19 protein-coding genes and 1 tRNA gene are annotated in these 23,386 nt (G+C 61.1%); 13 read left to right on the top strand and 7 right to left on the bottom strand.

Translation table 11 applies throughout. The annotated features are described in order from the left end of the window. Positions 1–52 precede the first annotated feature (52 nt). Positions 53–1,513, bottom strand: coding sequence for an efflux transporter outer membrane subunit (locus tag ACODTD_RS01330; protein ID WP_011333905.1), 1,461 nt, complete (start codon positions 1,511–1,513; stop codon positions 53–55). A 209-nt stretch (positions 1,514–1,722) separates the two neighbouring features. On the opposite strand from ACODTD_RS01330, the gene ACODTD_RS01335 reads away from it, so the two are divergent. Both ACODTD_RS01335 and ACODTD_RS01340 read left to right on the top strand, forming a co-directional pair. Next, positions 1,723–2,832, top strand: coding sequence for an efflux RND transporter periplasmic adaptor subunit (locus ACODTD_RS01335; protein WP_011333906.1), 1,110 nt, complete (start codon positions 1,723–1,725; stop codon positions 2,830–2,832). Next, on the top strand, positions 2,829–5,918 hold the full coding sequence (locus ACODTD_RS01340; protein ID WP_489104347.1) for an efflux RND transporter permease subunit: 3,090 nt from the start codon (positions 2,829–2,831) through the stop codon (positions 5,916–5,918). Before ACODTD_RS01335 ends, ACODTD_RS01340 begins: the two co-directional genes overlap by 4 nt. 334 nt (positions 5,919–6,252) lie before the next feature. Here ACODTD_RS01340 and ACODTD_RS01345 read toward each other — a convergent pair whose 3' ends face one another. After that, a complete protein-coding gene (locus ACODTD_RS01345; RefSeq protein WP_011333908.1) occupies positions 6,253–6,942 on the bottom strand; it encodes a lipopolysaccharide kinase InaA family protein in 690 nt (229 codons plus the stop codon). A gap of 419 nt (positions 6,943–7,361) precedes the next feature. Then, positions 7,362–7,449 (bottom strand) — tRNA-Ser (locus ACODTD_RS01350). A 122-nt stretch (positions 7,450–7,571) separates the two neighbouring features. On the opposite strand from ACODTD_RS01350, the gene ACODTD_RS01355 reads away from it, so the two are divergent. Then, positions 7,572–8,243: a Bax inhibitor-1/YccA family protein gene (locus ACODTD_RS01355; RefSeq protein WP_007955123.1), complete on the top strand. Its 672-nt coding sequence runs from the start codon at positions 7,572–7,574 to the stop codon at positions 8,241–8,243. Positions 8,244–8,315: 72 nt separating this feature from the next. Here the strand turns inward: ACODTD_RS01355 and ACODTD_RS01360 are convergent, their stop codons facing one another. Next, complete coding sequence (locus ACODTD_RS01360) at positions 8,316–8,642, bottom strand: YceK/YidQ family lipoprotein (RefSeq protein ID WP_221614754.1); 327 nt, start codon at positions 8,640–8,642, stop codon at positions 8,316–8,318. A gap of 40 nt (positions 8,643–8,682) precedes the next feature. Then, a complete protein-coding gene (locus ACODTD_RS01365) occupies positions 8,683–9,120 on the bottom strand; it encodes an Lrp/AsnC family transcriptional regulator (protein WP_007955121.1) in 438 nt (145 codons plus the stop codon). A gap of 139 nt (positions 9,121–9,259) precedes the next feature. Between ACODTD_RS01365 and ACODTD_RS01370 the strand changes: the two genes are divergently transcribed. Next, positions 9,260–10,153: a DMT family transporter gene (locus tag ACODTD_RS01370; RefSeq protein WP_064381846.1), complete on the top strand. Its 894-nt coding sequence runs from the start codon at positions 9,260–9,262 to the stop codon at positions 10,151–10,153. Positions 10,154–10,156: 3 nt separating this feature from the next. Here the strand turns inward: ACODTD_RS01370 and ACODTD_RS01375 are convergent, their stop codons facing one another. After that, the gene (locus ACODTD_RS01375; protein WP_489104520.1) at positions 10,157–11,197 is read right to left on the bottom strand and encodes an FUSC family protein; all 1,041 of its coding nucleotides are present in this window, start codon (positions 11,195–11,197) and stop codon (positions 10,157–10,159) included. Between the two features lie 46 nt (positions 11,198–11,243). Next, positions 11,244–12,869, bottom strand: a complete 1,626-nt coding sequence (locus ACODTD_RS01380; protein ID WP_489104348.1) for an NADP-dependent glyceraldehyde-3-phosphate dehydrogenase — start codon at positions 12,867–12,869, stop codon at positions 11,244–11,246. Between the two features lie 275 nt (positions 12,870–13,144). Between ACODTD_RS01380 and ACODTD_RS01385 the strand changes: the two genes are divergently transcribed. From ACODTD_RS01385 to ACODTD_RS01425, 9 genes are all read left to right on the top strand, one after another. Next, complete coding sequence (locus ACODTD_RS01385) at positions 13,145–13,507, top strand: c-type cytochrome (RefSeq protein ID WP_197868252.1); 363 nt, start codon at positions 13,145–13,147, stop codon at positions 13,505–13,507. A gap of 76 nt (positions 13,508–13,583) precedes the next feature. Next, complete coding sequence (locus tag ACODTD_RS01390; RefSeq protein WP_489104521.1) at positions 13,584–14,912, top strand: D-arabinono-1,4-lactone oxidase; 1,329 nt, start codon at positions 13,584–13,586, stop codon at positions 14,910–14,912. Continuing rightward, positions 14,912–16,195 (top strand): DSD1 family PLP-dependent enzyme, encoded by a 1,284-nt coding sequence (locus ACODTD_RS01395; RefSeq protein ID WP_489104349.1) that lies wholly within the window; start codon positions 14,912–14,914, stop codon positions 16,193–16,195. Before ACODTD_RS01390 ends, ACODTD_RS01395 begins: the two co-directional genes overlap by 1 nt. A 206-nt stretch (positions 16,196–16,401) precedes the next feature. Beyond that, on the top strand, positions 16,402–17,028 hold the full coding sequence (locus ACODTD_RS01400; RefSeq protein WP_074690888.1) for a transposase: 627 nt from the start codon (positions 16,402–16,404) through the stop codon (positions 17,026–17,028). Between the two features lie 55 nt (positions 17,029–17,083). Further along, positions 17,084–18,679 (top strand): ShlB/FhaC/HecB family hemolysin secretion/activation protein, encoded by a 1,596-nt coding sequence (locus ACODTD_RS01405; protein WP_285355504.1) that lies wholly within the window; start codon positions 17,084–17,086, stop codon positions 18,677–18,679. Positions 18,680–18,693: 14 nt separating this feature from the next. Further along, entirely contained in the window at positions 18,694–20,493 is a 1,800-nt protein-coding gene (locus ACODTD_RS01410; RefSeq protein ID WP_489104350.1) for a DUF2341 domain-containing protein, read from the top strand. An 11-nt stretch (positions 20,494–20,504) separates the two neighbouring features. After that, positions 20,505–20,930, top strand: coding sequence for an ExbD/TolR family protein (locus ACODTD_RS01415; protein WP_007955109.1), 426 nt, complete (start codon positions 20,505–20,507; stop codon positions 20,928–20,930). Between the two features lie 3 nt (positions 20,931–20,933). Further along, positions 20,934–21,638 (top strand): energy transducer TonB family protein, encoded by a 705-nt coding sequence (locus ACODTD_RS01420; protein WP_011333919.1) that lies wholly within the window; start codon positions 20,934–20,936, stop codon positions 21,636–21,638. Positions 21,639–21,677: 39 nt separating this feature from the next. After that, on the top strand, positions 21,678–23,375 hold the full coding sequence (locus ACODTD_RS01425) for a putative porin (protein WP_285355523.1): 1,698 nt from the start codon (positions 21,678–21,680) through the stop codon (positions 23,373–23,375). Positions 23,376–23,386: the final 11 nt, after the last annotated feature.

Here is a 23,386-nt window from a genome sequence, read left to right on the forward strand (position 1 = left end):
GGGTCGGGAGTACACGTGTCTCCCGACTCTTGAAGCGATCTGAGGTTGCTGCTCAGCGCGCCGCTACAGAACCCGGCTCAACGGGTTGCCATCCTCCACCGAGCGACTTGAATACCGCCACCGCCGCACGGGCCGATTCGGTCCGCGCTTGCGCTCTGGCGTCGGAGGCCTGCAACAGTGTTTCGTCGGCGTGCAGGACATCGATCAGGCTGGCGGTGCCTTTTTCATAGGCGGTGAACGAGGACTGGCGAGCTTGAGTCAGCGCCTCTTCGCCGCCGGTAAGGGTGGTGGTCTGAGTTTGCCGATTCACCAGTGAGGACAGCGCGTTCTCTACATCTTCGGTGGCGCGCAGTACTGACTGGCGATACGCGGCCAATGCTTCAGATTCCTGGCCTTTGGCCTGATCGATCCGGGCGTTGATGCGTGCGAAGTCGAATAGCCGCCAGCGCAAACCCAAGACACCGGCCGACTGGCTTGCGCCACTGGTGAAAAGATTGCCGCCGGAGACGGCTGTCGCGCTGCCGAGCAAGGCGCTGAGGGAAAATTTCGGGTAGTACTCGGCAATCGCTTCACCGATACGCGCGTTGGAGGCCGCAAGGCGGCGTTCGGCGACGATCAGGTCCGGTCTGCGCCGCAGCAGATCTGCCGGAGTGCCCAGCCTATTCAGCGACGGCACATCGGGAATCTCGCCCTCACGTGCCAGTTGCGTGCGGTGAGTGCCGGGAGGCGTGCCGAGCAGCACGTCCATCGCATTCATGGCCGCCTCCAGACCGCTTTGCAGTACCGGAACGGTCGCCTGGACTTGCGACAACTCACCCTCGGCCTGGCGCACCTGATACTCCGCGGCCAGACCCTTGCCGTAAAGCAGCCGGACCTTTTCCAGCAACGCGCGCCGGGTTTCGACTTGCCGGTTGGCAATCTCCAGCCGTGCCTGTAATCCGCGCAGGGTGATGTAGATATCGGCCGTTTGCGCAGCGATCGCCAACCTTGTAGCGGTGAAACCCGCTGCCGAGGACTGGTACTCGGCCAGTGCCGCCTCGCGTCCGCGGCGCAGTCCGCCAAATACATCTACTTCCCAGCCTGCCTCAAGGTTGGCCTCGTAGGCATTGCCGTAACGGTCGTAGCCGGGTGTTGAATTCAACACCTGGCCCAGTGGTGTCTCGACGGACTGATAAGCGCGTGCAGCCTGTGCGCTGATGCTCGCCGAGGGCAGCAGTGCTGCATTGGCGGCGCCCAGGCCGGCCCTGGCCTGGGTGACGCGCGCTGACGCCTGCGCCAGGTCCAGATTCTGCTGCAGCGCCTGGTTGATGAAGTCGGTCAGCAGTGGATCATTAAAGTTTTTCCACCAGGCGACAAGATTATCCGGCGTCGATTCGGACCGCGGTTCGACAGCGGACTGGCCGACGTAATGGTCCGAAATCGGGGCGTCCGGACGATGGTAATCCGGGCCTACCGCGCAACCTGACATCAAGCCGGCGGTAACCAAAAGAGCAATCGGGCGGAGGGGGGGCATGTGAGTTCCTTGGCGGGCTGTTTGTGACCATAATATGTTTTGGTCACAATCTGTCAATTAGCGACGCTCGTGAAGTTTGGCAGCTTTCAGAGGTGGGTAGAGGGTTTTCTGATTGGTAAAGCTCGGCAGGGCCTACGTGAAGTGACTATTGACGGTAATGGTCACAGGTATGAGAATATGATGATCATCCTATTTCAGTAAGGGAACCTATGCGCCGGCTCCGATCTTTCCCCATTGCCGCATGTCTGTTGCCACTCGCTCTGGTGGCGTGCGGTGATTCTTCCTCCGTAGTCGATCCGCGTACTCAAGCGCCTTTGGTCCGGGCCACCGCCGTTCAGTCAGCGGCCGACGGTTCCCGATCTTTTACGGGGGTGGTGACGGCGCGCATTCAGAGCGACCTGGGCTTTCGCGTATCGGGCAAGCTGCTCGAACGTCTGGTGGACACGGGGCAGACCGTCAAACGCGGTCAGCCGCTGATGCGGCTTGATCCCATCGACTTGGGGTTGCAGGCGCGCGCGCAACAGGAGTCGGTCACCGCCGCCCGGGCCCGGGCCAGGCAGACAGCCGATGACGAAGCCCGCTATCGCACTCTGGTCAGCGCGGGCGCCATTTCCGCATCGGCCTACGATCAGATCAGAGCCGCCGCAGATACCGCCAAGGCGCAACTAAGCGCTGCTGAAGCGCAAGCGGACGTAGCCCGCAACGCTTCCGGTTATGCGGTGCTGGTCGCCGATGCCGACGGCGTTGTGGTGGAAATACTCGCCGAACCCGGACAAGTCGTCAGCCCTGGACAACCGGTGGTTCGACTGGCGCGGGCAGGGCAGCGCGAGGCCATCGTGCACTTGCCCGAGACGTTGCGTCCCGCAGCAGGATCCACCGCGCAAGCCACGCTCTATGGTGATGCCTCGGGTGCTGTGACCGCGAAACTGAGGTTGCTTTCGGATTCGGCGGACCGCACGACGCGTACGTTCGAGGCCCGCTATGTACTGGAAGGCGCGCTGGCCAATGCGCCGATAGGTTCGACAGTCACCCTTAGAATCGCCGAGGGCTCGACACCTGCCGCGTCGTTGCAAGTGCCCATAGCCGCACTCTACGACGCCGGTAAAGGTCCTGGCGTGTGGGTCATCGCCGGGACACCGCCAACCGTGACCTGGCGTCCGGTTAAGGTGCTGGGTTTGAGCGATGATCTGGCGCGCGTGGCTGGCGATCTCCGGGTCGGCGAACAGATTGTGGCGCTGGGCGCTCATCTATTGCACGAAGGTGAACCCGTAAGAATGCCTGTGCCTGAAGCGGCCACCGTTGCCGGGAGTCGTCCATGAGCGAAGGACGATTCAACCTTTCCGCCATCGCCGTTCGCGAGCGGGCGATCACGGTCTTTCTGATTTTCCTGATTGCCGTTGCCGGCACCCTGGCGTTCTTCCAGTTGGGGCGTGCCGAAGACCCTCCATTTACGGTCAAGCAGTTGACCGTCATCACGGCATGGCCGGGGGCGACCGCACAGGAGATGCAGAATCAGGTCGCGGAGCCACTGGAAAAACGCCTGCAAGAACTCAAATGGTACGACCGCTCGGAAACCTATACGCGGCCAGGGCTCGCTTTCACGATGGTCTCGTTGCTCGATAGCACGCCGCCTTCGCAAGTGCAGGAAGAGTTCTATCAGGCGCGTAAAAAACTTGACGATGAAGCCATCAAGTTGCCGGCGGGCGTCATCGGGCCGATGGTCAACGACGAATATTCGGACGTGACCTTTGCGCTGTTCGCCCTGAAAGCCAAGGGCGAGCCACAGCGTCTGCTGGTACGCGATGCGGAGTCCATGCGCCAGCGCCTGTTGCATGTGCCGGGGGTAAAGAAGGTCAATATCATCGGCGAACAAGCCGAACGGATATTTGTTTCTTTCTCCCATGAGCGGTTGGCGACCCTGGGCTTGTCGCCGCAGGACATCTTCGCCGCGCTGAACAGCCAGAACGCACTGACCCCGGCCGGATCAATCGACACCAGCGGGCCACAGGTTTTTCTGCGTCTCGATGGTGCGTTCGACAAACTGCAGAAAATCCGCGACACCCCTGTGGTCCTGCAAGGGCGGACACTCAAGCTGTCTGATGTGGCGACGGTCGAACGCGGTTATGAAGACCCGGCCACCTTTATGGTGCGCAATAACGGTGAAGAGGCGCTGTTGCTCGGCGTGGTGATGCGCGAGGGCTGGAACGGTCTTGATCTGGGCAAGGCGCTGGATGCCGAGATCGTCAGGATCAATGAGGAAATGCCCTTGGGTATGACCCTCTCGAAAGTCACCGACCAGGCAGTGAATATCGACTCCGCCGTTGGCGAGTTCATGGTCAAGTTCTTCGTCGCGCTGCTGGTGGTCATGCTCGTCTGCTTTCTGAGCATGGGCTGGCGTGTCGGCGTGGTGGTCGCCGCTGCCGTACCTTTGACCCTGGCGATCGTGTTTGTGGTGATGGCGGCTACCGGCAAAAACTTTGACCGTATTACTTTGGGGTCGTTGATTCTCGCGCTCGGGCTGCTGGTCGATGACGCGATCATCGCCATTGAAATGATGGTGGTGAAAATGGAGGAGGGCTACGATCGCATCAAGGCGTCTGCCTATGCCTGGAGCCACACGGCGGCGCCGATGCTGTCCGGAACCCTGGTGACGGCGATCGGTTTTTTGCCGAACGGTTTCGCTCAGTCCACGGCCGGCGAATACACCAGCAACATGTTCTGGATCGTGGGCATCGCCCTCATCGCTTCGTGGGTCGTCGCAGTGGCGTTCACCCCTTATCTGGGCGTGAAACTCTTGCCGGACATCAAGGCTGTGGAGGGTGGACACGCGGCGATCTACAACACGCCGCGATACAACCGTTTTCGCCGGGTTCTGACCCGGGTCATTGCCCGCAAATGGCTGGTCGCGGGCATGGTCATTGTGCTGTTCTTTGTGGCCGCTGCGGGCATGGGCCTGGTGAAGAAACAGTTCTTTCCGACCTCTGACCGTCCTGAAGTCATGATCGAAGTGCAAATGCCCTACGGCACTTCCATCGAGCAGACCAGCGCCACGGCCGCCAAGGTCGAAGCCTGGTTGCGCCAGCAGGAGGAGGCAAAAATCGTCACGGCCTATATCGGCCAGGGTGCACCGCGTTTCTTCCTGGCGATGGCGCCCGAACTGCCCGATCCGTCGTTCGCCAAGATCGTGGTACTGACCGACAGTCAGGAGGCACGGGAAACCCTCAAGTTGCGTTTTCGTGACGCGGTGGCTCAAGGGCTTGCCCCGGAAGCGCGCCTCAGGGCATCGCAAATCGTATTTGGTCCTTATTCACCGTTTCCGGTGGCCTACCGGGTGATGGGGCCTGATCCGGCGAAGTTGCGCGTAATCGCCGAGCAGGTGCGGAGCGTGATGCAGGACAGCCCGATGATGAGAACCGTGAACACTGATTGGGGGCCGCTGACTCCGTCGTTGCATTTCAACCTGGATCAGGACCGTCTACAGGCAGTGGGGCTGACATCAACTGCGGTTGCACAGCAATTGCAGTTCCTGCTCAGCGGAGTACCGATTACGGCGGTGCGTGAAGATATCCGTTCGGTGCAGGTGATGGGGCGGGCAGCGGGCGATATCCGGCTCGATCCGCAGCAAATCGAAGGCTTCACCTTGGTCGGTGCGTCGGGACAGCGAATCCCGTTGTCGCAGATCGGCGAGGTCGATGTGCGCATGGAGGATCCGATCCTGCGCCGGCGTGATCGCACCCCGACCATCACCGTGCGCGGCGACATTGCCGAGGACTTGCAGCCACCGGATGTTTCCAGTGCGCTGCTGAAGCAACTGCAGCCGATCATCGAGAAGCTGCCTTCCGGTTACCGGATCGAGCAGGCGGGCGCGATCGAAGAATCCGGCAAGGCCGGCAAGGCGATCCTGCCGTTGTTGCCGATCATGATCGCCATGACCCTGGTCATCATCATTGTGCAGGTCCGTTCGATCTCGGCGATGATCATGGTGTTCCTGACCTCGCCGTTAGGCTTGATAGGCGTGGTGCCGACACTGCTCATCTTCAATCAGCCGTTTGGCATCAATGCGCTGGTCGGGTTGATTGCACTGTCGGGGATCCTGATGCGCAATACGCTGATTCTGATCGGCCAGATTCATCACAACGCGCAAGAAGGGCTGGATCCGTTTCACGCTGTCGTCGAAGCCACGGTGCAACGTGCGCGACCGGTACTGTTGACGGCCCTGGCGGCAATCCTGGCGTTCATTCCCCTGACGCACTCGGTATTTTGGGGGACGCTGGCCTATACCCTGATTGGCGGTACGCTCGTCGGCACCATCATGACGCTGGTGTTCCTGCCCGCGATGTACTCGATCTGGTTCAAGATCGGTCCTGACACCAGGCCGCCGGCTGCAACAGTCAAACCGGTGTAGCGATAAGTGCTGGAAATCGAGGCCTGATCCCGGAAACGACAAAGCCCTGAATAATCAGGGCTTTGTCGTATAAAAGATGGCTTCCGGCCTCACCACCCGGCGCCGCGCGGGTCGTCAATGTTCGCCGAATCGTTCTCGGCCGTTCCGATCCCGGTCCGGCGTGGCCTGTGCTTTCGAAAAACTGGATGGTAGCTGGGTCATTAGAGTAGAGCCTTCAATGAGTGGGGCGGGGCCGGGTAGTTACGCCGGGCACACCCCCTGCATTCACCGGTTCACCTGGCAGATCGATGCAGACATTCATGTGATGTGAGCGCCTGCCGCCTTCGTTGGGATCTCAAGAACGGCCCTGAGTGATTACTGGTCGACCCAGGTGCTTTTCATAATGACGAAGAAAGTGTTGCCACTCCGGTTCGCTCCAATAGGAATGGCGCCTGAGTTGCAAAATGTCGTGCCGAGCTGCCCGCAATGAGCTGATTCGCCCATGGGATTTCTCGAGATCGAGCAGCGCAAGCTCGAACTCGGGATCGCTCGACGAATTGCGAACTTTGATAAAAATGTGTTTTGAGCGCATGCAGCCATGTTGCCAGCGGCCGAGATGCATTCGTGCCATTAACGAAGCGAGTATTTCGAGCACATTGTCCAGTTGCTTGGGCGTGTATTGGTTTTTTGCACCTTCGTTGTACCAGGATTCCAAATCCTGGAAACCGTTCAAGTCCTTGGTAACCAAGATGCCGTGCCAGACCCCTTTGATTTTTTGCGCACCGTAGTAAACCGGTTGAGGGGCGTTGACCCCAAGATGGAGTAACTTTGTGAGCGCGCGGCCTTCGCGCAAGGTGGTGGGGCGCCCCAGTGGATATCTCAGGCTGCGAAACAAATGACCCGTCTGGCGCTTAACATAAACAGTGGCACCGTTATGCATCACTCGCTGCACTCCGCTCGTGCCACTCCTGCGTACGTTGGGTTCTTCTACCCAAGGGCCTGATGTATTCCACCAATAGGAAAAAAGTTGGTCGGTTTGGCTCATCGCGCACTCCATTCTTGTGTTGTTATCAGCTGCGCCATCGGCCTTTTTGTTGGCCGGCATCATGCCGTAATTCAAACAGACGTTTCAGTGCTGAGCTAGTTCCTTTTGATGACACGCTTATCCATTATTGAGCAGCAGCTACGGTTCAAAGGCAGTCGTGGGAGATGAAATGGTTTCGGCCAGGGCAGTCGTCCGCAGGGGGCAGCATTCGGCTGATAGCCATCAGTCAGGTGCCATCATCAAGGCCAGGGTCATCTTGATGAATTCCCGTATTACATGAAGAGTGTTTTATGTTCGGCAGGTCGCTGGAGAAGGGAGTGAAAGTTGCGGTTTGTGGAAAACATCCTGATGTCATCAGAATTTCTGGAACGTCAGAAACGACAAAGCCCTGAATAATCAGGGCTTTGTCGTATTTAAGATGGCGGAGGCGATGGGATTCGAACTCATGGACCTGTTACAGTCGACGGTTTTCAAGACCGTTGCCTTAAACCACTCGGCCACACCTCCGTTGCGTTGCGGGCGCCATAATACCTGAATGAAACACACTGTCAAACTCTGTGCATGGCTTGTTACAGAGCGTCTGTTATGATCTTTGCGACTGAACGTTTCAAACCAACAGGAGTGTCGCCATGCGCGAACAGGATTACGCAGTTCACAACAGCGTGCAGGCTGAGCAGCTAGAGGTTAGCCGCGTCCTGCGCAACACTTACGGTCTACTGGCGCTCACCCTCGCATTCAGCGGTGTGATGGCGTTCGTGGCCCAGCAGATGCGGGTCGGCTACCCGAACATTTTCGTGGTACTGATCGGTTTTTACGGTCTGTTCTTCCTCACCAACAAGCTTCGTGACTCTGCCTGGGGCCTGGTGTCGGCGTTTGCCCTGACCGGTTTCATGGGTTTCCTCCTCGGCCCGATCCTCAACCGTTACCTGGGCATGCAGGGCGGCGCTGAAGTGGTCAGCTCCGCGTTCGCGATGACTGCACTGGTGTTCGGTGGTCTGTCGGCCTACGTGCTGATCACCCGCAAGGACATGAGCTTCCTCGGTGGCTTCATCACCGCCGGTTTCTTCGTCCTGCTGGGCGCGACGCTGGCGAGCATGTTCTTCCAGATCAGCGGCCTGCAACTGGCGATCAGCGCAGGTTTCGTGCTGTTCTCGTCGGTCTGCATCCTGTTCCAGACCAGCGCCATCATCCACGGCGGCGAGCGCAACTACATCATGGCGACCATCAGCCTGTATGTATCGATCTACAACCTGTTCGTCAGCCTGTTGCAGATCTTCGGCATCATGAGCCGCGACGACTGATCGCTTTACCGCTACAAACAAGAAACCCGCGAAAGCGGGTTTTTTGTTGCCTGCGATAAAGAGAGCAGACGATCAATTGATCTCGATGCTGCCATCAGCCTGTTGCTTGTAGATCGTGTAGGGCAGCAGCAACGTATCGAGCACTCCCGACACGGCCGCATCGACCAGCAGACCCGGTGTCGCGTTCTTGTAGTTGAACGCATCGACGTCATCCGGCTTTTCGGCGTGCAGCATGCAGAAGTCGTACGTCACGCCACTGTAGATGCGCGGTACAGCGCCGCAGTAGGATTTTTTAGCCTTCAACTGGTCGGTGGAAAACTTATCGCTGAACGCCACGGTCTGAACCGTCCCGCACCCGGCCAGCATCAACACAGCCAGCATCGTTGCCTGAATTTTCATGCCGCCAATCCTTCGCCGGAAAAATCTCAATCTACGCCGCTCAGGCCATCGGCGGCAATCGACGTTTCACCGGGGTCTTCTTGACGATCGCGGTATTGGTTTCCGCCAGCGTATTCAGCCGGTCGAGCAAGGTGTCAAGTTGCTCCATCGAACGCACATGCAGGCGAGCGATAAAACAGTCCTCGCCGGTAACCTTGTCGCACTCGGTGAACTCGGGAATCGACATGATCTGCCGCTCGACTTCCTGCAATTGCCCCGGTAATGGCCGCACCCGGACAATCGCCTGCAACTGATAACCGAAGCATTTCGGGTCAATTTCAACGGTGTAACCCTTGAGCACACCGCGTTCCTCCAGCCGCCGCAGGCGCTCGGCCACGCTCGGCGATGACAACCCGCTGATTTGCGCCAGGGCCTTGAGCGAGCGCCGCGAATCCTCCATCAGGGCCCCGATCAGGATCTGGTCGATATCGTCGGTCATACAAGAAACTCCCGCATTAGGCGAATGGCACAAACTACCCTTGATAAAAAAGGCAGAAACCGAGTTTAGCCTGCTTTTTCCGCTGGAGAGGCCCCGATCTCGCTTGGCATACTTTTGCCACACATTAAGGAGATAGATGATGGACAAAACAATCCGTCGCGGCTCATTCGAAATGACCGCCGCCATGCTGATATCCGGGACGATCGGCTGGTTCGTGCTGGTGTCGGGGCAACCGGTGCTGGACGTGGTGTTCTGGCGCTGCCTGTTCGGCGCCGGCACCTTGTTGCTGATCTGCGCTGCGTTCGGCTTTCTGCGCCCAGGCATTCTGACCCGCACCACATTCCTGCTGGCGGTGCTCAGCGGGGTGGCAATCGTCGGCAACTGGGTGCTGCTGTTCGCCTCCTATTCAAGGGCCTCGATTGCCATCGGCACGGCGGTCTACAACGTGCAGCCGTTCATGCTGGTGGGTTTGGCGGCGCTGTTTCTCGGCGAGAGGATCACCCTGCAGAAGATGTTCTGGCTGGCGATTTCTTTCATGGGAATGCTGGCCATCGTCAGTGCCCACGGCGGGCAGGGCGAGGGTGGCAATGATTACCTGATGGGGATCGCGCTGGCGCTGGGGGCGGCGTTTCTGTACGCCATCGCCGCGTTGATCATCAAGCGCCTGACCGGCACGCCGCCGCACCTGATTGCGCTGATCCAGGTCTGCACCGGCGTGCTGTTGCTCGCGCCATTCGCCCATTTTTCAGCGATGCCCGAGGCACCGAGTGCCTGGGCCAGTCTAGTGACACTGGGCATCGTCCACACCGGTCTGATGTACGTGTTGCTCTACGGCGCGATCCAGAAGCTGCCGACCGCATTGACCGGCGCGCTGTCATTCATCTACCCGATCGCGGCGATTTTCGTTGACTGGTTTGCCTTCGGTCATCAACTGCAAACCCTGCAATGGATTGGCGTGGCGGCGATTCTATTGGCCGCTGCGGGCATGCAACAGGGTTGGGGATTGAAGGCGCGGCGCCTGGCCGCGCAGTAAGCCTCAGATGTTCCAGCGCGGCGCAGTCTTCGCCAGGCGCTGGCGCATCTCGCCGATGTTGGCCGCCAGTTGCCGGGTCAATAAACGGTAGCCATCCAGCGCGTTGTAGACCGGCGTGTCGAGGCCGGCGTCCGGCGATTCCACCGGGCGTCCCAATCGACCGGACGCACCGGTTTTCAACGCCCGGGCCATGCCGATCAATTGCACGCGAATATGCCGGTGCTCAGTCTTGAGCGCCGCTTGCAGGTGCGTCATGGCGTCGGGGTCGTTGGCGTCAGGGCGGATGTTGCCGAGGATTTCCAGGGTGCTGATGCACATGCGCAGGTTGCGCTGGATGGCGTCCAGCTCAGTCATCGAGACTTTGACTTCCTTGGACACCGACGGCATCAGCGAGCGCAGTTGCACCATCACCGCGTTCAGCCGGCTCATCAACTTCAAGTGCTCGTCGGCCGTCACCGGCTGGCCGCCGATGATCCGCCCGTACACCGTGGCGCAGTCACGCAGCGCGTCGGCCAGGTTGTAGCGCCACGAGTACACCGCGTACAGCGGCAGGGCGAAGGAAAAGGCCAGGGCCAAGGCGATACCGATCAGGATATCGACCCCGCGCCACAGCCCGTCGGTGATCGGGTTGTCGCCATGCCCGGCGACAATGAACACGGTAATGGCCGAGAGCAGGGCGGTGTAGCCGCCCTTGCCGATGGCGTGATACGAGAAAAATCCGCAGACCACTGCCATCGCAAAATAGGTCAGCCACGGCGTGCCCAGCCACGCCTGTTGCGCCACGATCAACAAACCGACGCCGGCACCGATCAAGGTGCCGGTGGCGCGCTCGGCGGCTTTCTTGCCGATGTTGCCGTGATGCTGCAAACCGCCGATCACCACCAGCATGGTCACCGATGCCCATTCGCCGTGGGGCAGATTGATGCCGGTGGTCAGCAGGATTGTTGCCAGCAACCCCAACGCGACCCGCACCGCGTGAATCGTTCGAGCATGGCGATAACGTCGATACGGGTCGAGCAACGGCCGCAGGATCCGCCGCAACAGCGGCGGCCAGCGGTGGGGGCTGAAAGTGCTCAGCGCTGATTCCTCCTCAGAAGATGTAGTCGGTGGCGATGAAGTTCGAATCCCGTCCGCGAATGATTTCGCTGATCAGATCCTTGTTGGATTCCTGGAACTTGGTCGCCACCAGGGTGCGGATCGAAAACACCCGCAGTGCATCGTGTACCGACAGCGTGCCTTCGGCGGAGTTCTTGCGACCGTTGAACGGGTAGGTGTCCGGCCCGCGCTGGCACTGGGCGTTGAGGTTGATCCGCCCGACCTGGTTGGCGAAGGTGTCGACCAGTCGGCCGACGGCCACCGGGTTGGTGCCGAAGATGCTCAGTTGCTGGCCGAAGTCCGATTCCAGCACGTAGTCGATCACGGTATCGAGGTGACGGTACGGCACAATCGGCACCACCGGCCCGAACTGCTCTTCCTGATAAACGCGCATCTGCGGCGTCACCGGGTACAGCACCGCCGGGTAGAAGAACGATTCCCGCGACTCGCCACCATTCGGATTGACCACCTGGGCGCCTTTGCTCTGCGCGTCGGCCACCAGCCCATGCAGATAGTCGACCTTGCCTGACTCTGGCAGCGGCGTCAGCGAAACCCCGCTGTCCCACGGCATGCCCGGTTTGAGGCTGGCCAGTTTGGCGTTGAATTTCTCGATGAAGCTGTCCACCACATCTTCATGCACGAACAGAATCTTCAACGCGGTGCAGCGCTGGCCGTTGAACGACAGCGAACCGGTGACCGCTTCGCTGACTGCGTTGTCGAGGTCGACTTCTGGCAGGACGATGCCGGGGTTCTTCGCATCCAGGCCCAATGCTGCGCGCAAGCGGTGTGGTTTCGGGTGCAGTTTCTTCAGGTCGCTGGCGGCCTTGTTGGTGCCGATGAAGGCGAAGATGTCGATCTTGCCGCTGGCCATCAGCGCACTGACGGTCTCGCGGCCGCTGCCGTAGATGACGTTGATCACGCCGGTGGGGAAGCTGTCGCGGAAGGCTTCAAGCAACGGACGGATCAGCAGTACGCCGAGTTTGGCCGGTTTGAATACCACGGTGTTACCCATGATCAGCGCCGGAATCAGCGTGGTGAAGGTTTCGTTCAGCGGATAGTTGTAAGGCCCCATGCACAGCGCCACGCCGAGCGGTACGCGGCGGATCTGGCCGAGGGTGTCCTGTTCCAGCTCGAAACGGCTGGAGCGGCGGTCGAGTTCTTTCAGCGCATTGATGGTGTCGACGATGTAGTCGCAGGTGCGGTCGAACTCTTTTTCCGAGTCCTTGAGGTTCTTGCCGATCTCCCACATCAGCAGTTTCACCACGGCGTCGCGTTGCTGGCGCATGCGCCCGAGGAAGGCTTCGACGTGCTGGATGCGTTCGGCCACGCGCAGGGTTGGCCACAGGCCCTGGCCCCGGTCGTAGGCACGTACGGCGGCGTCGAGGGCGGTGAGGGCGGTGTCGGCGTCCAGCAGCGGTGTGCTGCCGAGGATCACTTGTTCGTCGCCGTTATCGCCGTGCAGGTAGACCGGGCTGCGTACGGTGGCGAGCGGGCCGTCCCAGCGGCGCAACTGGCCATCGACCAGGTATTCGCGTTGCTCGACCTGACCGTCGAGGCGGTATTTTTCCGGGATGTCGCTGACAGAAGGGAACAGGTTGCCAAGGATGTTTGCTGTGGTCATGTCGCTACCCCGCGTCATTGAAAAAGTCTGTAACGGTTATACGCCTGAATGCGCCGAAATTTAAACCCGCAAATGTCACGCGAATGTCACCCAAAGGCGCAGGGCAGAGGGGATGACACCGCAGCTCCCACAGGTTTTCAGGAATACCCGATTCTTCAGGGAACCCGACTGGCCCCGGATGCCCCCCTCACTGTCCCGCAATGCCCTCAACCCGCCGCCGTTGCTGCCTTAAGGTGGGATCACAACAATAAGCGGCACCTCACGCGAGGATTTTTATGCGGGCATCCCGTTTCACCTGGCTGCTGTTGCTGGCCGTTGCACTGGCCGGTTGCGGCGAAGACGCCAAACCCCCGACCTCATCCGGCATCGCCCCTGGTGCCATGCCCTCCGACCCGGCGCTGGCGCAGATCTACGCCAACAGCTGCCAGCTCTGCCACGCCAACCCCGCCGCCAATGCGCCGCTGACCGGTGACCGCAAGGCCTGGGAACCGCGCATCCAGCAGGGTGCCGACACGCTGCTCGACCACGCCATCAACGGCTACAACGGCATGCCGCCGATGGGCCAGTGCGTCGAGTGCTCGGAAGAACAATTCCTTCAGTTGATCGGCTTCATGGCCGATCAGCCGCTCCCACAATAAGGATCCTGGCATGCCGATAGATCTGACACGCCGGCAGTTATTGCAACGGGCAAGCATCGTCGGCGCGTTCAGCGCGCTGGCCTGCAATCCGGCGCTGGGCCAGTTGATGCGCGCACCTCGGCTGATTCCCTGGCGCAACTGGTCGGGCGGGCAGAGTTGCCTGCCGGCGGCGCGAGTGGCACCGAAAAATCTGGATGAACTGACCGCAGTGATTCAGCAGGCACCGGGCAAGATTCGCCCGGTCGGTTCGGCGCATTCCTTCAGCGCGCTGGTGCCCACCGACGGCACGTTGCTGTCGCTGAGCTACTTCACCGGCCTGCTCGACCACGACCCGAAAACCCTGCAAGCCGAATTCGCTGCCGGCACGCCTATGTCGCGCATGGGCACGCCGCTCAAGGACATCGGCCAGGCCCTGCAGAACATGGCCGATATCGATTACCAGACCCTCGCCGGGGCCATTTCCACCTCGACCCACGGCACCGGCAAAACCTTCCAGTCCTATTCCGCCCACGTCTGCGGGATGCAACTGGTGACCGCCAGCGGCGAAGTGCTGGACTGCGACAGCCAGCGACATCCCGAAGTATTCAACGCCGCCCGGGTATCCCTCGGCGCGTTGGGCGTAGCCACCAAAATCCGCCTGCAAAACCGTCCGGCCTATCGCCTGCGGGAGCGCCAGTGGATCGCAAAAACCGAAGAACTGCTGGAAGACCTGGACAAGAACACCCGCGAAAACCAGCACTGGGAGATGCTCGTCGTCACCCATTCCGACTACGCCTTGTCGATTGCCCTCAACGAAACCACCGACCCGCCCACGCTGCCGATTCCGCCCGAAGAGGAGGGCGGCAACGAGTTCGTGACCCTGATCGAGAAGATCGACAAGTACGGCAGCGATTTCCCGAACCTGCGCAGTTCGCTGCTCAACAGCCTGCGGCATCTGGCGAGTTTCGACGACCGGGTCGGCGACTCGTTCGACATCTACGCCAACGTGCGCACCGTGCGTTTCAACGAAATGGAATATTCGGTGCCCGCCGAGCATGGCCCGGCCTGCCTGCGGGAGATTCTCAAACTGATTCGCGACAAGGACCTGCGCACCTGGTTTCCCATCGAGTACCGCTACGTCAAGGCCGACGACATTCCGCTGAGCATGTTCGAAGGCCGCGACAGCTGCTCAATTTCGGTCCACCAGCATTACCAGATGGACCATCACAACTTCTTCGCCGCCGTCGAGCCGATCTTCTGGAAGTACAGCGGCCGCCCGCACTGGGGCAAATTGCACACGCTCAATGCCCGTACGTTGCAAACGCTCTATCCGCGCTGGCAGGAATTCATTCAGGTACGCCAGGCGCTGGACCCGAGCGGCAAGTTTCTCAACGGGCATCTGTCGTCGATTCTGGGGGTGAGCTGATGGCGGTCAATCGACGTAATTTCGTGCTCGGAACTTTGGGTGTTGGCGCTTTGCTGGTGGGCGTGGGTGCGTTGTTAAGGCCGGGGGATCGCGGCGGGCCTTACAGTGACTATTTTCGGGCGCTGAACAACGAACTCAAGACCAAAGGCCCGATGCGTCCGGTGTTGCTGATCGACCTGGATCGCCTCGACCACAACATCGACGTGGTGATGCGCTCGGTCAAACGCGCGGGCAAGCAGTTGCGGCTGGTGGAGAAATCCCTGCCGTCACCGGGCCTGCTCAGCTATATCGGCCAAAGGGCGGGGACGCAGCGACTGATGTCGTTTCATCAGCCGTTTCTCAATCACGATGCGGTGACGTTTCCGCAGTCCGACATTCTGCTCGGCAAACCGCTGCCGGTGCGCTCGGCCGAGATTTTCTACCAGACTCACAAAGGCCCCTTCGACCCGACGAAACAACTGCAGTGGCTGATCGACAACCCCGAACGCTTGCAGCAATACCTCGCACTTGCCCAGGGCTTGGGCACGCGGATGCGGATCAACATCGAACTGGACGTCGGCCTGCACCGGGGCGGCGTCAGTGACGTGAACGTGCTCGGGCAGATGCTCGCGCTGATCGCCGCCAACCCACAGCACCTGGAGTTTGCCGGGTTCATGGGCTACGACCCGTTCGTGGGCATGGGCGTGCCGGGCATTCTCGGTTCGCCCGAGGAACTGTTCGCCAGGGTGATGGTGATTTATCAGCGCTGCGTCGATTTCACCCGGCAGCAATATCCGGCGCTGTGGCATGACGGCTTGTGCCTGAATACGGCCGGCAGCCCGAGTTATCGCATGCATGAAAACGAACGCCTGAGCAGTGAGGTGTCGGTGGGGACGGCGATGCTCAAGCCGACTCATTACGATCTGCCGTCGCTGGTCGAACATGAACCGGCCGCGTACATCGCCACGCCGGTGTTGAAAAGCACGGGTGCGGTGAACATCCCGGCGCTGGATGACAAGTCGAAACTGTTTTCGTGGTGGGACACCAACCAGCGCCAGACCTTCTTCATCTACGGTGGCAACTGGATGGCCGAATTCGAATCGCCGCCGGGGCTTCAGAGCAATGGCGTTTACGGGCGCAGTTCGAACCAGGAGATGGTCAACGGTTCGAATGCCGTGGGGCTGACTGTGGAGGATCAGGTGTTCCTTAGACCAACCCAGGCTGAAGCCGTCCTGTTGCAATTCGGCGACTTGCTGGCGGTGCGTGGCGGCAAGATCGTCGATACTTGGCCGGTTTATTCCTAACGCTGAATCGCGATGAAACCCTGTGGGAGCCAGCCGGCTCCCACAGGTTTTTTTATGCCCGCAATTCCCCGATCAATTTCTGTAATGAAGCTTTTATGACAAAAGTTCGGTAGCACATCGCCAGTCCGGTCATGCCTATGTAACGCGCTTGAGGGGCCCTGAGGGGCGCTTTTCACAAGCCGAGGCGGGACGCCGGGAGTGAGGCAATGGGGACTATGGAACGCTACTCGAAAGTGGGCATGCAGGAACTCGATCAACGCCTGTCGAAGATCGTCGAAGCCGCGCGCAAGAAGCCGGTTTCGGTGTATCGCTACGGCGCGCCGTGGGTCTGGATCGTCTCGCAGGATGACTGGCAGGGCGCCTTGAAAGAGGTCTCCAGCTACATTCCGCCGGGTCATTCGCTGGTGCTGCTGCGCCCGCAGATCGATGACTTGCTCGACGCCCACCGCGATCTCTTGCACGACCTCAATGCCCAACCCGGCATGCTGATCGCCCCGCAGACGGTCATGCACATCCTGCTGCTGCAACTGCTGTATTCGGTGCCCAGCGAGCAGCAGCTCTACGAACAGCTCAATTACAACCTGCTGTTTCGCTGGTTCGTCGGTCTGGGCCTGAACCAGAAAGTCTGGAGCTTCAACGTCCTCAGTCGCGACATCGCCACGCTGCTCAACGAGCCGCGTGCGGTGCAGCTCATCCAGAAAATCATCGGTGAAGTGTTCTGCGGCGCGCTGCTGCAAATGCCCGAGTTCTCCTTGAACTTCGCGCTGCTGCACACCTGGCTGGGCAAGCACACCGGGGCCTGCACTTCAGCAATCAAGAACGCCAGTAACTGACGCACACGCAAGGCGCATGAGCGCCAACAGGTCATCGAGAAATTCAGGGGGTAGTGTGGAGCAGATTTTCACGTCACGGCTGGCGCTGTGGGGCTGGCTGCTGGTGACGGCCGGCGCGCAGCCGGCGTTCGCCGATGAGGCCGGGAACGCAGCGGCGCAGCGTCTGGTGGACGTCAACGAATACTTCGTGCGCGGCAACACCGTGCTCGATGCGCGGGCGATCGAAGAAGCGGTGTACCCGTTCCTCGGCCCGCAAAAAGCCTTGAGCGATATCGAAGGCGCGCGGGATGCCCTGCAAAAGGCCTATCAGGAGCGCGGTTATCAATCGGTGTTCGTCGAACTGCCGGAGCAGGCGGTGGCCGACGGCATCGTCTACCTGCAAGTCAGCGAAACCAAGGTCGGCCGGGTGCGTGTGGTTGGCGCCAAACACTATTCGCCGCTGGATATTCGCGACAACGTCCCAGCTCTCAAAGAAGGCGAGGTGCCGGACTTCGCCAAGGTCCAGGGCGAACTGGCCCAACTCAACAAGACCCCGGGCCGCCAAGTGATGCCGCTGGTGCGTGAAGGTCAGCGCCCCGGCACCATGGACGTGGACCTGCAGGTCGAAGACCAGAACCCGTGGACCGCCAGCGTCGGGCTGAACAACGACTACAGCGCCGACACCGAAAAACTGCGCACCGTCACCAGTCTCGGCTACAACAACCTTTGGCAGTTGGGGCACAGCGTCAACCTGACGTTCTTCACCGCACCCCAGGAAACCGACAACGCCAAGGTCTGGTCGGGCTCCTACACCGCGCCGCTGACCGAGCGCTGGAGTGTGCAGTTCTCCGGTTACCAGTCCGACAGCAACGTCGCCACCATCGGCGGCAGCAACGTGCTCGGCAAGGGCCACTCCTACGGCGTAGCGGCGATCTACACGATCCCGTCCAGCGGCAACTGGTCGAACTCGCTGTCGGTGGGCATCGATTTCAAGGACTTCGACGAACGCCTGACCCTGTCCGGTGAGAGCGACAAGGTGCCGCTCAAGTACGCGCCGTTCACCTTCGCCTACAACGGCTATCGCTACAGCGAAAAGAGCCAGCTCGGCCTCGGCCTGAGCCTGGTCGCGGCCACTCGCAGCATCTTCGGCTACGGCAGTTCCGACGAAGACTTCGACTACAAACGCTACCGCGCCAACCCGAGTTTCGCCGTGCTCAAGGGCGATACCAACTTCACCTGGACCTTCGACAGCGACTGGCAGAGCGCAAGCAAAGCCGCGTTCCAGCTGGCATCGGGACCGCTGGTTTCCAACGAGCAATTCTCCGCCGGCGGCGCGACTTCGGTGCGCGGTTATCTGGCCGCCGAACGCACCGCCGATGACGGCTTCCTGCTGAGCGAAGAACTGCGCACACCGTCACTGGCCAAGTACGCCGGCACCTGGATGCAGGACTGGCGCTTCTACGCCTTCGCCGAAGGTGCGCAACTCTATCTGCGCGACGAACTGCCGGACCAGGACGCCAATTACGCCCTGGCCAGCGTCGGCCTCGGCACCCGCGCCAGCCTGAGCAAATGGCTGTCCGGCAGCCTCGACTGGGGCTACCCGCTACTCGAAGGGCCGAACACCTCGAAACAGGAATCGCGCCTGCACTTCAACCTTCAGGCCACTTTCTAACAGGAGCACTTTTCATGCAGCGCCTATTCCTTTCGTTGTTGATCTGCCTGGGCTTCGTGCTCCCGGCCACGGCTCAAGCCTGGTGGCAGGACGACTGGCATTACCGCAAACAGATCGCCGTCGACACCACGCCGCAAGGCGCCGCGATCAATCAGGCCCTGGGCCGCACCGCGCTGCTGGTGCGCCTGCACACCGGCAATTTCACCTTCGACGGCGTGAAAGAGGACGGCTCGGACCTGCGCTTCGTCGCCGCCGATGACAAGACCGTGCTCAACCACCAGATCGAAAGCTTCGACGCGCTGATGGGCATTGCGCTGATCTGGGTCGATGTGCCGAATGTCGAGGGCGGTCAGCGTCAGGACATCTGGATGTATTACGGCAATCAGAAAGCCCCGGCCACCGGCAACGGCCAACTGACGTTCGATCCGAATTACACCGCGCTCTATCACTTCGACGGCGCCACCGGCACTCCGGCGAAAGACACCACCGCCTACGGCAACACCGCGCAGAGCGCGACCGGCGCCGCGATTGACGGCGTAGTAGGGCGGGCCTTGCAGTTCAGCGGCCAGCCGTTGCTGTTGCCGGCCAGTCCGTCGTTGCAGCACAACGCCGGCAGCGCGTTCACCTTCAGTGCCTGGCTGCGGCTGGATCAGGCCAATGGCGAGCAACTGATCCTGGCCCGCCGCGAAGGCGCCAACAGCTTGCTGGTCGGGGTGAATCAAGGCGTGCCATTTGTGGAAATCGATGGCCAGCGCGCCGTTGCCACGCAGCCGCTGAATCCGGGCCAATGGCAGCACGTCGCACTGACCGCCGAAGGCGTAAAAGTGACGCTGTATATCAACGGTCGCGAAAGTGCGGCACTGGCTCAGGCAATGCCGGCGTTCAATTCGGTCATGGCCATCGGCGCCGATCTTCATGAAGGTCCTTTCCAGCCATTCGTAGGCGCCATCGATGAACTTCGCCTGTCGAAAGTCGCCCGCCCGGCGCCGCTGCTGCTGGCCGACGCCACCTCCCAGGGCGCCGAGTCGAAACTGGTCGCCTATGGCGTTGATGAAGAACAGTCCGGCTTCGGGTTCGGCAGCCTCGGCTTCCTGCTCAACGCGGTGCCGGTGGACGCTTGGGTGATCATCGCGGTGCTGGTGCTGATGATGTTCCAGTCGTGGATCATCATGCTGCGCAAGAACCGCACCCTCAGCCGTGTCACCGCCGCCAACGAAGACTTCCGCGTGCAGTTCGCCAAGGTCGGTACTCGCCTGGAAATGTTCGCCGACGACACCCAACTCGCCCAGCGATTGCAGCACTCGTCGCTGTGGCGCCTGTATCTGGTGGCCGTGAAAGAAATCCGCACCCGCCGCGAGCAGGGCGCCGATACCTCGTCGGTTTCCGCCGCAACCATCGAAGCGATCCGCTGCTCGATGGACGGCGTGCGCACCCGGGAAAATCAGCAACTCAGCTCGAAACTTTCGACCCTGTCCAACGCCATCGCCGGCGGCCCGTACATCGGCCTGCTCGGCACGGTGCTGGGGATCATGGTGGTGTTCCTCGGCACGGCCATGGCCGGCGACGTCAACATCAACGCCATCGCGCCGGGTATGGCGGCAGCCCTGCTGGCCACGGCCATGGGCCTGTTCGTCGCGATTCCGGCGCTGTTTGGCTACAACCGCCTGATCACCCGCAACAAGGAAGTCAGCGCCGACATGCGCGTGTTCGTCGACGAGTTCATCACCCGTCTGGCGGAGATGCACGGCGAAGGCCAGTCCAGTGAAGCGGCGCATCAGCGCGGCCATCACGCCAACCACTCCGTACCGGCCTGAGGAGCACTGACATGGCGTCCGTAAATGCCTCCCACGACGATGACGAAGATGCCGCAGTGGACAGCATCAACATCACGCCTCTGGTGGACGTGCTGATGGTGGTGCTGGTGATGTTCATCCTCACTGCCACCGCGCAGGTCTCCGGGATCCAGATCAACCTGCCCAAGGCCAGCGCCGCGGTGTCGTTGTCCGAAGCCAAGACCAAGGCGATTTCGGTCAACGACGGCGGCCAGGTGTTCCTCGACGCCTATCCGGTGACCCTGCCGGAGCTGGAAGAACGCCTGCGGATCGAGAAGGCGCAGAACCCGGACTTCCCGGTGATCGTGCGCGGCGACGCCACGGTGCAGTACCAGAAGGTCATCGAAGTGCTGGACCTGCTGCGCCGGCTCGAACTGTCCCAGGTCGGTCTCGTTACCGGCAAACCGACGCAGGGCTGAGTGATGACTGCACAACTGCCAATCGAGCCTTTGCCGGTGAAGAAGTCGCCACTGCGTTACGTGAAGTGGGGCGCCGGGCTGCTGCTGGGTGCCGTCGCGGCATTCCTGTTGTGGCAGTGGGCCAACGACATGAGCGGCATCCGCCGGGAAGCGCCGAAGGTGCCGACGATCATTCCGTTGCCGCCACCGCCACCTCCGCCGCCGGAGAAACCGCCGGAGCCGGAAACCCCGGTGGAAGAAAAAATCGTCGAGCCCGAGCCGACGCCCGAGCCGCAGGAAGTGAAACCCGAGGAAGAGGCGCCGCCATCGCCGGCGGACGATCTGGCCAACCCGATGCAAATCGACGGCGACGCCCAGAGCGGCAGCGACGCGTTCAACATCGGCGCGGGCAAGGGCGGCGGCATGGCCGGATCCGGCGGTGGGCGACTGGGCAACGGCACCTACAGCCAGTTCCTCGCGTTCACTTTCCAGAAGCTGCTGCGCGAGAACCCCGATCTGCGCAACCTCGCGTTTTCGCTGCAGGCCGATGTGTGGCTGAGCAGCGTCGGCGAGATCACCCGGGTCGAGCTGATCAAGTCCAGCGGCAACCCCGAAATCGATACGCAAGTGCTCGCCGCGCTGCGCAATGCGCCTGCTTTAAGCGAGCGGCCACCGGCCTCCATCACCTTGCCTGTGCGCATGTCCCTGCAAGGGCGGCGTCCGGGTTAACCGAATTCATAAAGCTGTATGAAAAGGAGTTGTGTGCAGATGATTTCCAACGTGAATCGATTGTCCCTGGCGGTCGGCATGGTCATCGCGACCCTGGTCGGTCAGGCCGCGGCAGCGCCTGCGCCCTCGGAGAACGCCACGATCAATCTGATCCGCTTGCTGGTCGAGCAGGGCATTCTGAAACAGGACAAGGCCGACGCGCTGATCGCCCAGGCCCAGAACGAAGCGGCCCAGGCCAAGCAGGCTGCGGCGTCCACTGCCGTGACGGCCGGGCCGGTCACCGCACCGGGCGATGTGCGGGTGCAATACGTGCCGGCCGCGGTGCGCGACCAGATCCGCGATCAGGTCAAGGCTGAAGTCATGGCCACCGCCAAGCAGGAAAACTGGGCCGCGCCCAACACCTTCCCGGACTGGGCGTCGCGCATCAGCTTCGACGGCGACATCCGTCTGCGTGACGAATCACGCTACTACTCGGGCAGCAACAGCAACGAAATCGTCGACTTCGCCAAACTCAACAACAACGGCCCGTACGACGTGAACCCCAACAGCAGCACCGCGTTGCCGCCGTTGCTCAACACCCGCGAAGACCGCGAAAACCTGTTCCGCCTGCGCGCCCGCCTGGGCATGAAAGCGGAGATTTCGCCGCAATGGACCGCCGGCATCCGCATCGGCACCGGCTCGGACAACAACCCGGTGTCGACCACCCAGAACCTCGGCGGCGGTTTCTCGAAAAAGGACATCTGGCTCGATCAGGGTTACCTGACCTGGAAGCCGTCGGAGGAGCTGACGCTGACCGGTGGCCGCTTCGCCAACCCGTTCATGTCCACCGACATGCTGTATTCCAACGACCTGAACTTCGACGGCGTGGCGGCGATTTTCGACCACAAGCTCAGCCGCGACTGGGGCGTGTTCGGCACTGTCGGCGCGTTCCCGGTGGACTACACCAACGACACCACCACCAGCAACGGCTTCGACAAGGAAGAAAGCGACAACAAATGGCTGTACGGCGCGCAGATCGGCGCCAAATGGGCGATCAACAGCAACAACCGCTTGAAAGGCGCGCTGGCCTATTACCGTTTCGACGACATCGAAGGTCAGCGTTCCAGCCCCTGCGAACCGTGGGCCGGCGCGCCGGGCTGCGACAGCGACGGCACCCGCGCAGCATTCATGCAGAAGGGCAACAGCGTGTTCCTGCTGCGTGACATCACGCCGAACCCGCTCAACCCGACCACCACGCCGCAACCGCAATTCGTTGGCCTGGCGTCCGAATTCAACCTGTTGGACCTCAACGTGGTGTGGGACGCCGACCTGCCGGAAGACTTCAAACTGCGCAGCCAGGGCAACTACATCCACAACCTCGGTTACGACGAAGGCGACATGCGCAAGCGTTCGGCCGGACAACTGGTCAACAACCTCGACAGCAACGGCAACATCGAAAGCGGCGCCAATGCGTGGATGGTCCAGTTCACCCTCGGCAACGCGCTGGAGCTGAAGAAGCAGGGCGACTGGAACCTGTTCGCCGGCTACAAGTACATCCAGCCGGATGCCTTGCCGGACGGCTTCAACGATTCGTCGTTCCACCTCGGCGGCACCAACGCCAAGGGTTACTTTCTGGGGGGCAATTACGGTCTTGCGAAGAACGTCTACGCCACCGGCCGCTGGCTGAGTTCGGAGGCGGTGTATGGCGCGCCGTTCGACATCGACGTCATGCAGCTTGAGATCAACACGCGCTTCTAAGGCGCCGGGAG

This window comes from Pseudomonas sp. FG35 (assembly GCF_057809295.1).

What these genes read in the sequence shown, in the direction of transcription:
- ACODTD_RS01330 (WP_011333905.1), bottom strand. Translation starts at nt 1,513, where the DNA reads ATGCCCCCCCTCCGCCCGATTGCTCTTTTGGTTACCGCCGGCTTGATG.
- ACODTD_RS01335 (WP_011333906.1), top strand. Translation starts at nt 1,723, where the DNA reads ATGCGCCGGCTCCGATCTTTCCCCATTGCCGCATGTCTGTTGCCACTC.
- ACODTD_RS01340 (WP_489104347.1), top strand. Translation starts at nt 2,829, where the DNA reads ATGAGCGAAGGACGATTCAACCTTTCCGCCATCGCCGTTCGCGAGCGG.
- ACODTD_RS01345 (WP_011333908.1), bottom strand. Translation starts at nt 6,942, where the DNA reads ATGAGCCAAACCGACCAACTTTTTTCCTATTGGTGGAATACATCAGGC.
- ACODTD_RS01355 (WP_007955123.1), top strand. Translation starts at nt 7,572, where the DNA reads ATGCGCGAACAGGATTACGCAGTTCACAACAGCGTGCAGGCTGAGCAG.
- ACODTD_RS01360 (WP_221614754.1), bottom strand. Translation starts at nt 8,642, where the DNA reads ATGAAAATTCAGGCAACGATGCTGGCTGTGTTGATGCTGGCCGGGTGC.
- ACODTD_RS01365 (WP_007955121.1), bottom strand. Translation starts at nt 9,120, where the DNA reads ATGACCGACGATATCGACCAGATCCTGATCGGGGCCCTGATGGAGGAT.
- ACODTD_RS01370 (WP_064381846.1), top strand. Translation starts at nt 9,260, where the DNA reads ATGGACAAAACAATCCGTCGCGGCTCATTCGAAATGACCGCCGCCATG.
- ACODTD_RS01380 (WP_489104348.1), bottom strand. Translation starts at nt 12,869, where the DNA reads ATGACCACAGCAAACATCCTTGGCAACCTGTTCCCTTCTGTCAGCGAC.
- ACODTD_RS01385 (WP_197868252.1), top strand. Translation starts at nt 13,145, where the DNA reads ATGCGGGCATCCCGTTTCACCTGGCTGCTGTTGCTGGCCGTTGCACTG.
- ACODTD_RS01395 (WP_489104349.1), top strand. Translation starts at nt 14,912, where the DNA reads ATGGCGGTCAATCGACGTAATTTCGTGCTCGGAACTTTGGGTGTTGGC.
- ACODTD_RS01400 (WP_074690888.1), top strand. Translation starts at nt 16,402, where the DNA reads ATGGGGACTATGGAACGCTACTCGAAAGTGGGCATGCAGGAACTCGAT.
- ACODTD_RS01410 (WP_489104350.1), top strand. Translation starts at nt 18,694, where the DNA reads ATGCAGCGCCTATTCCTTTCGTTGTTGATCTGCCTGGGCTTCGTGCTC.
- ACODTD_RS01415 (WP_007955109.1), top strand. Translation starts at nt 20,505, where the DNA reads ATGGCGTCCGTAAATGCCTCCCACGACGATGACGAAGATGCCGCAGTG.
- ACODTD_RS01420 (WP_011333919.1), top strand. Translation starts at nt 20,934, where the DNA reads ATGACTGCACAACTGCCAATCGAGCCTTTGCCGGTGAAGAAGTCGCCA.
- ACODTD_RS01425 (WP_285355523.1), top strand. Translation starts at nt 21,678, where the DNA reads ATGATTTCCAACGTGAATCGATTGTCCCTGGCGGTCGGCATGGTCATC.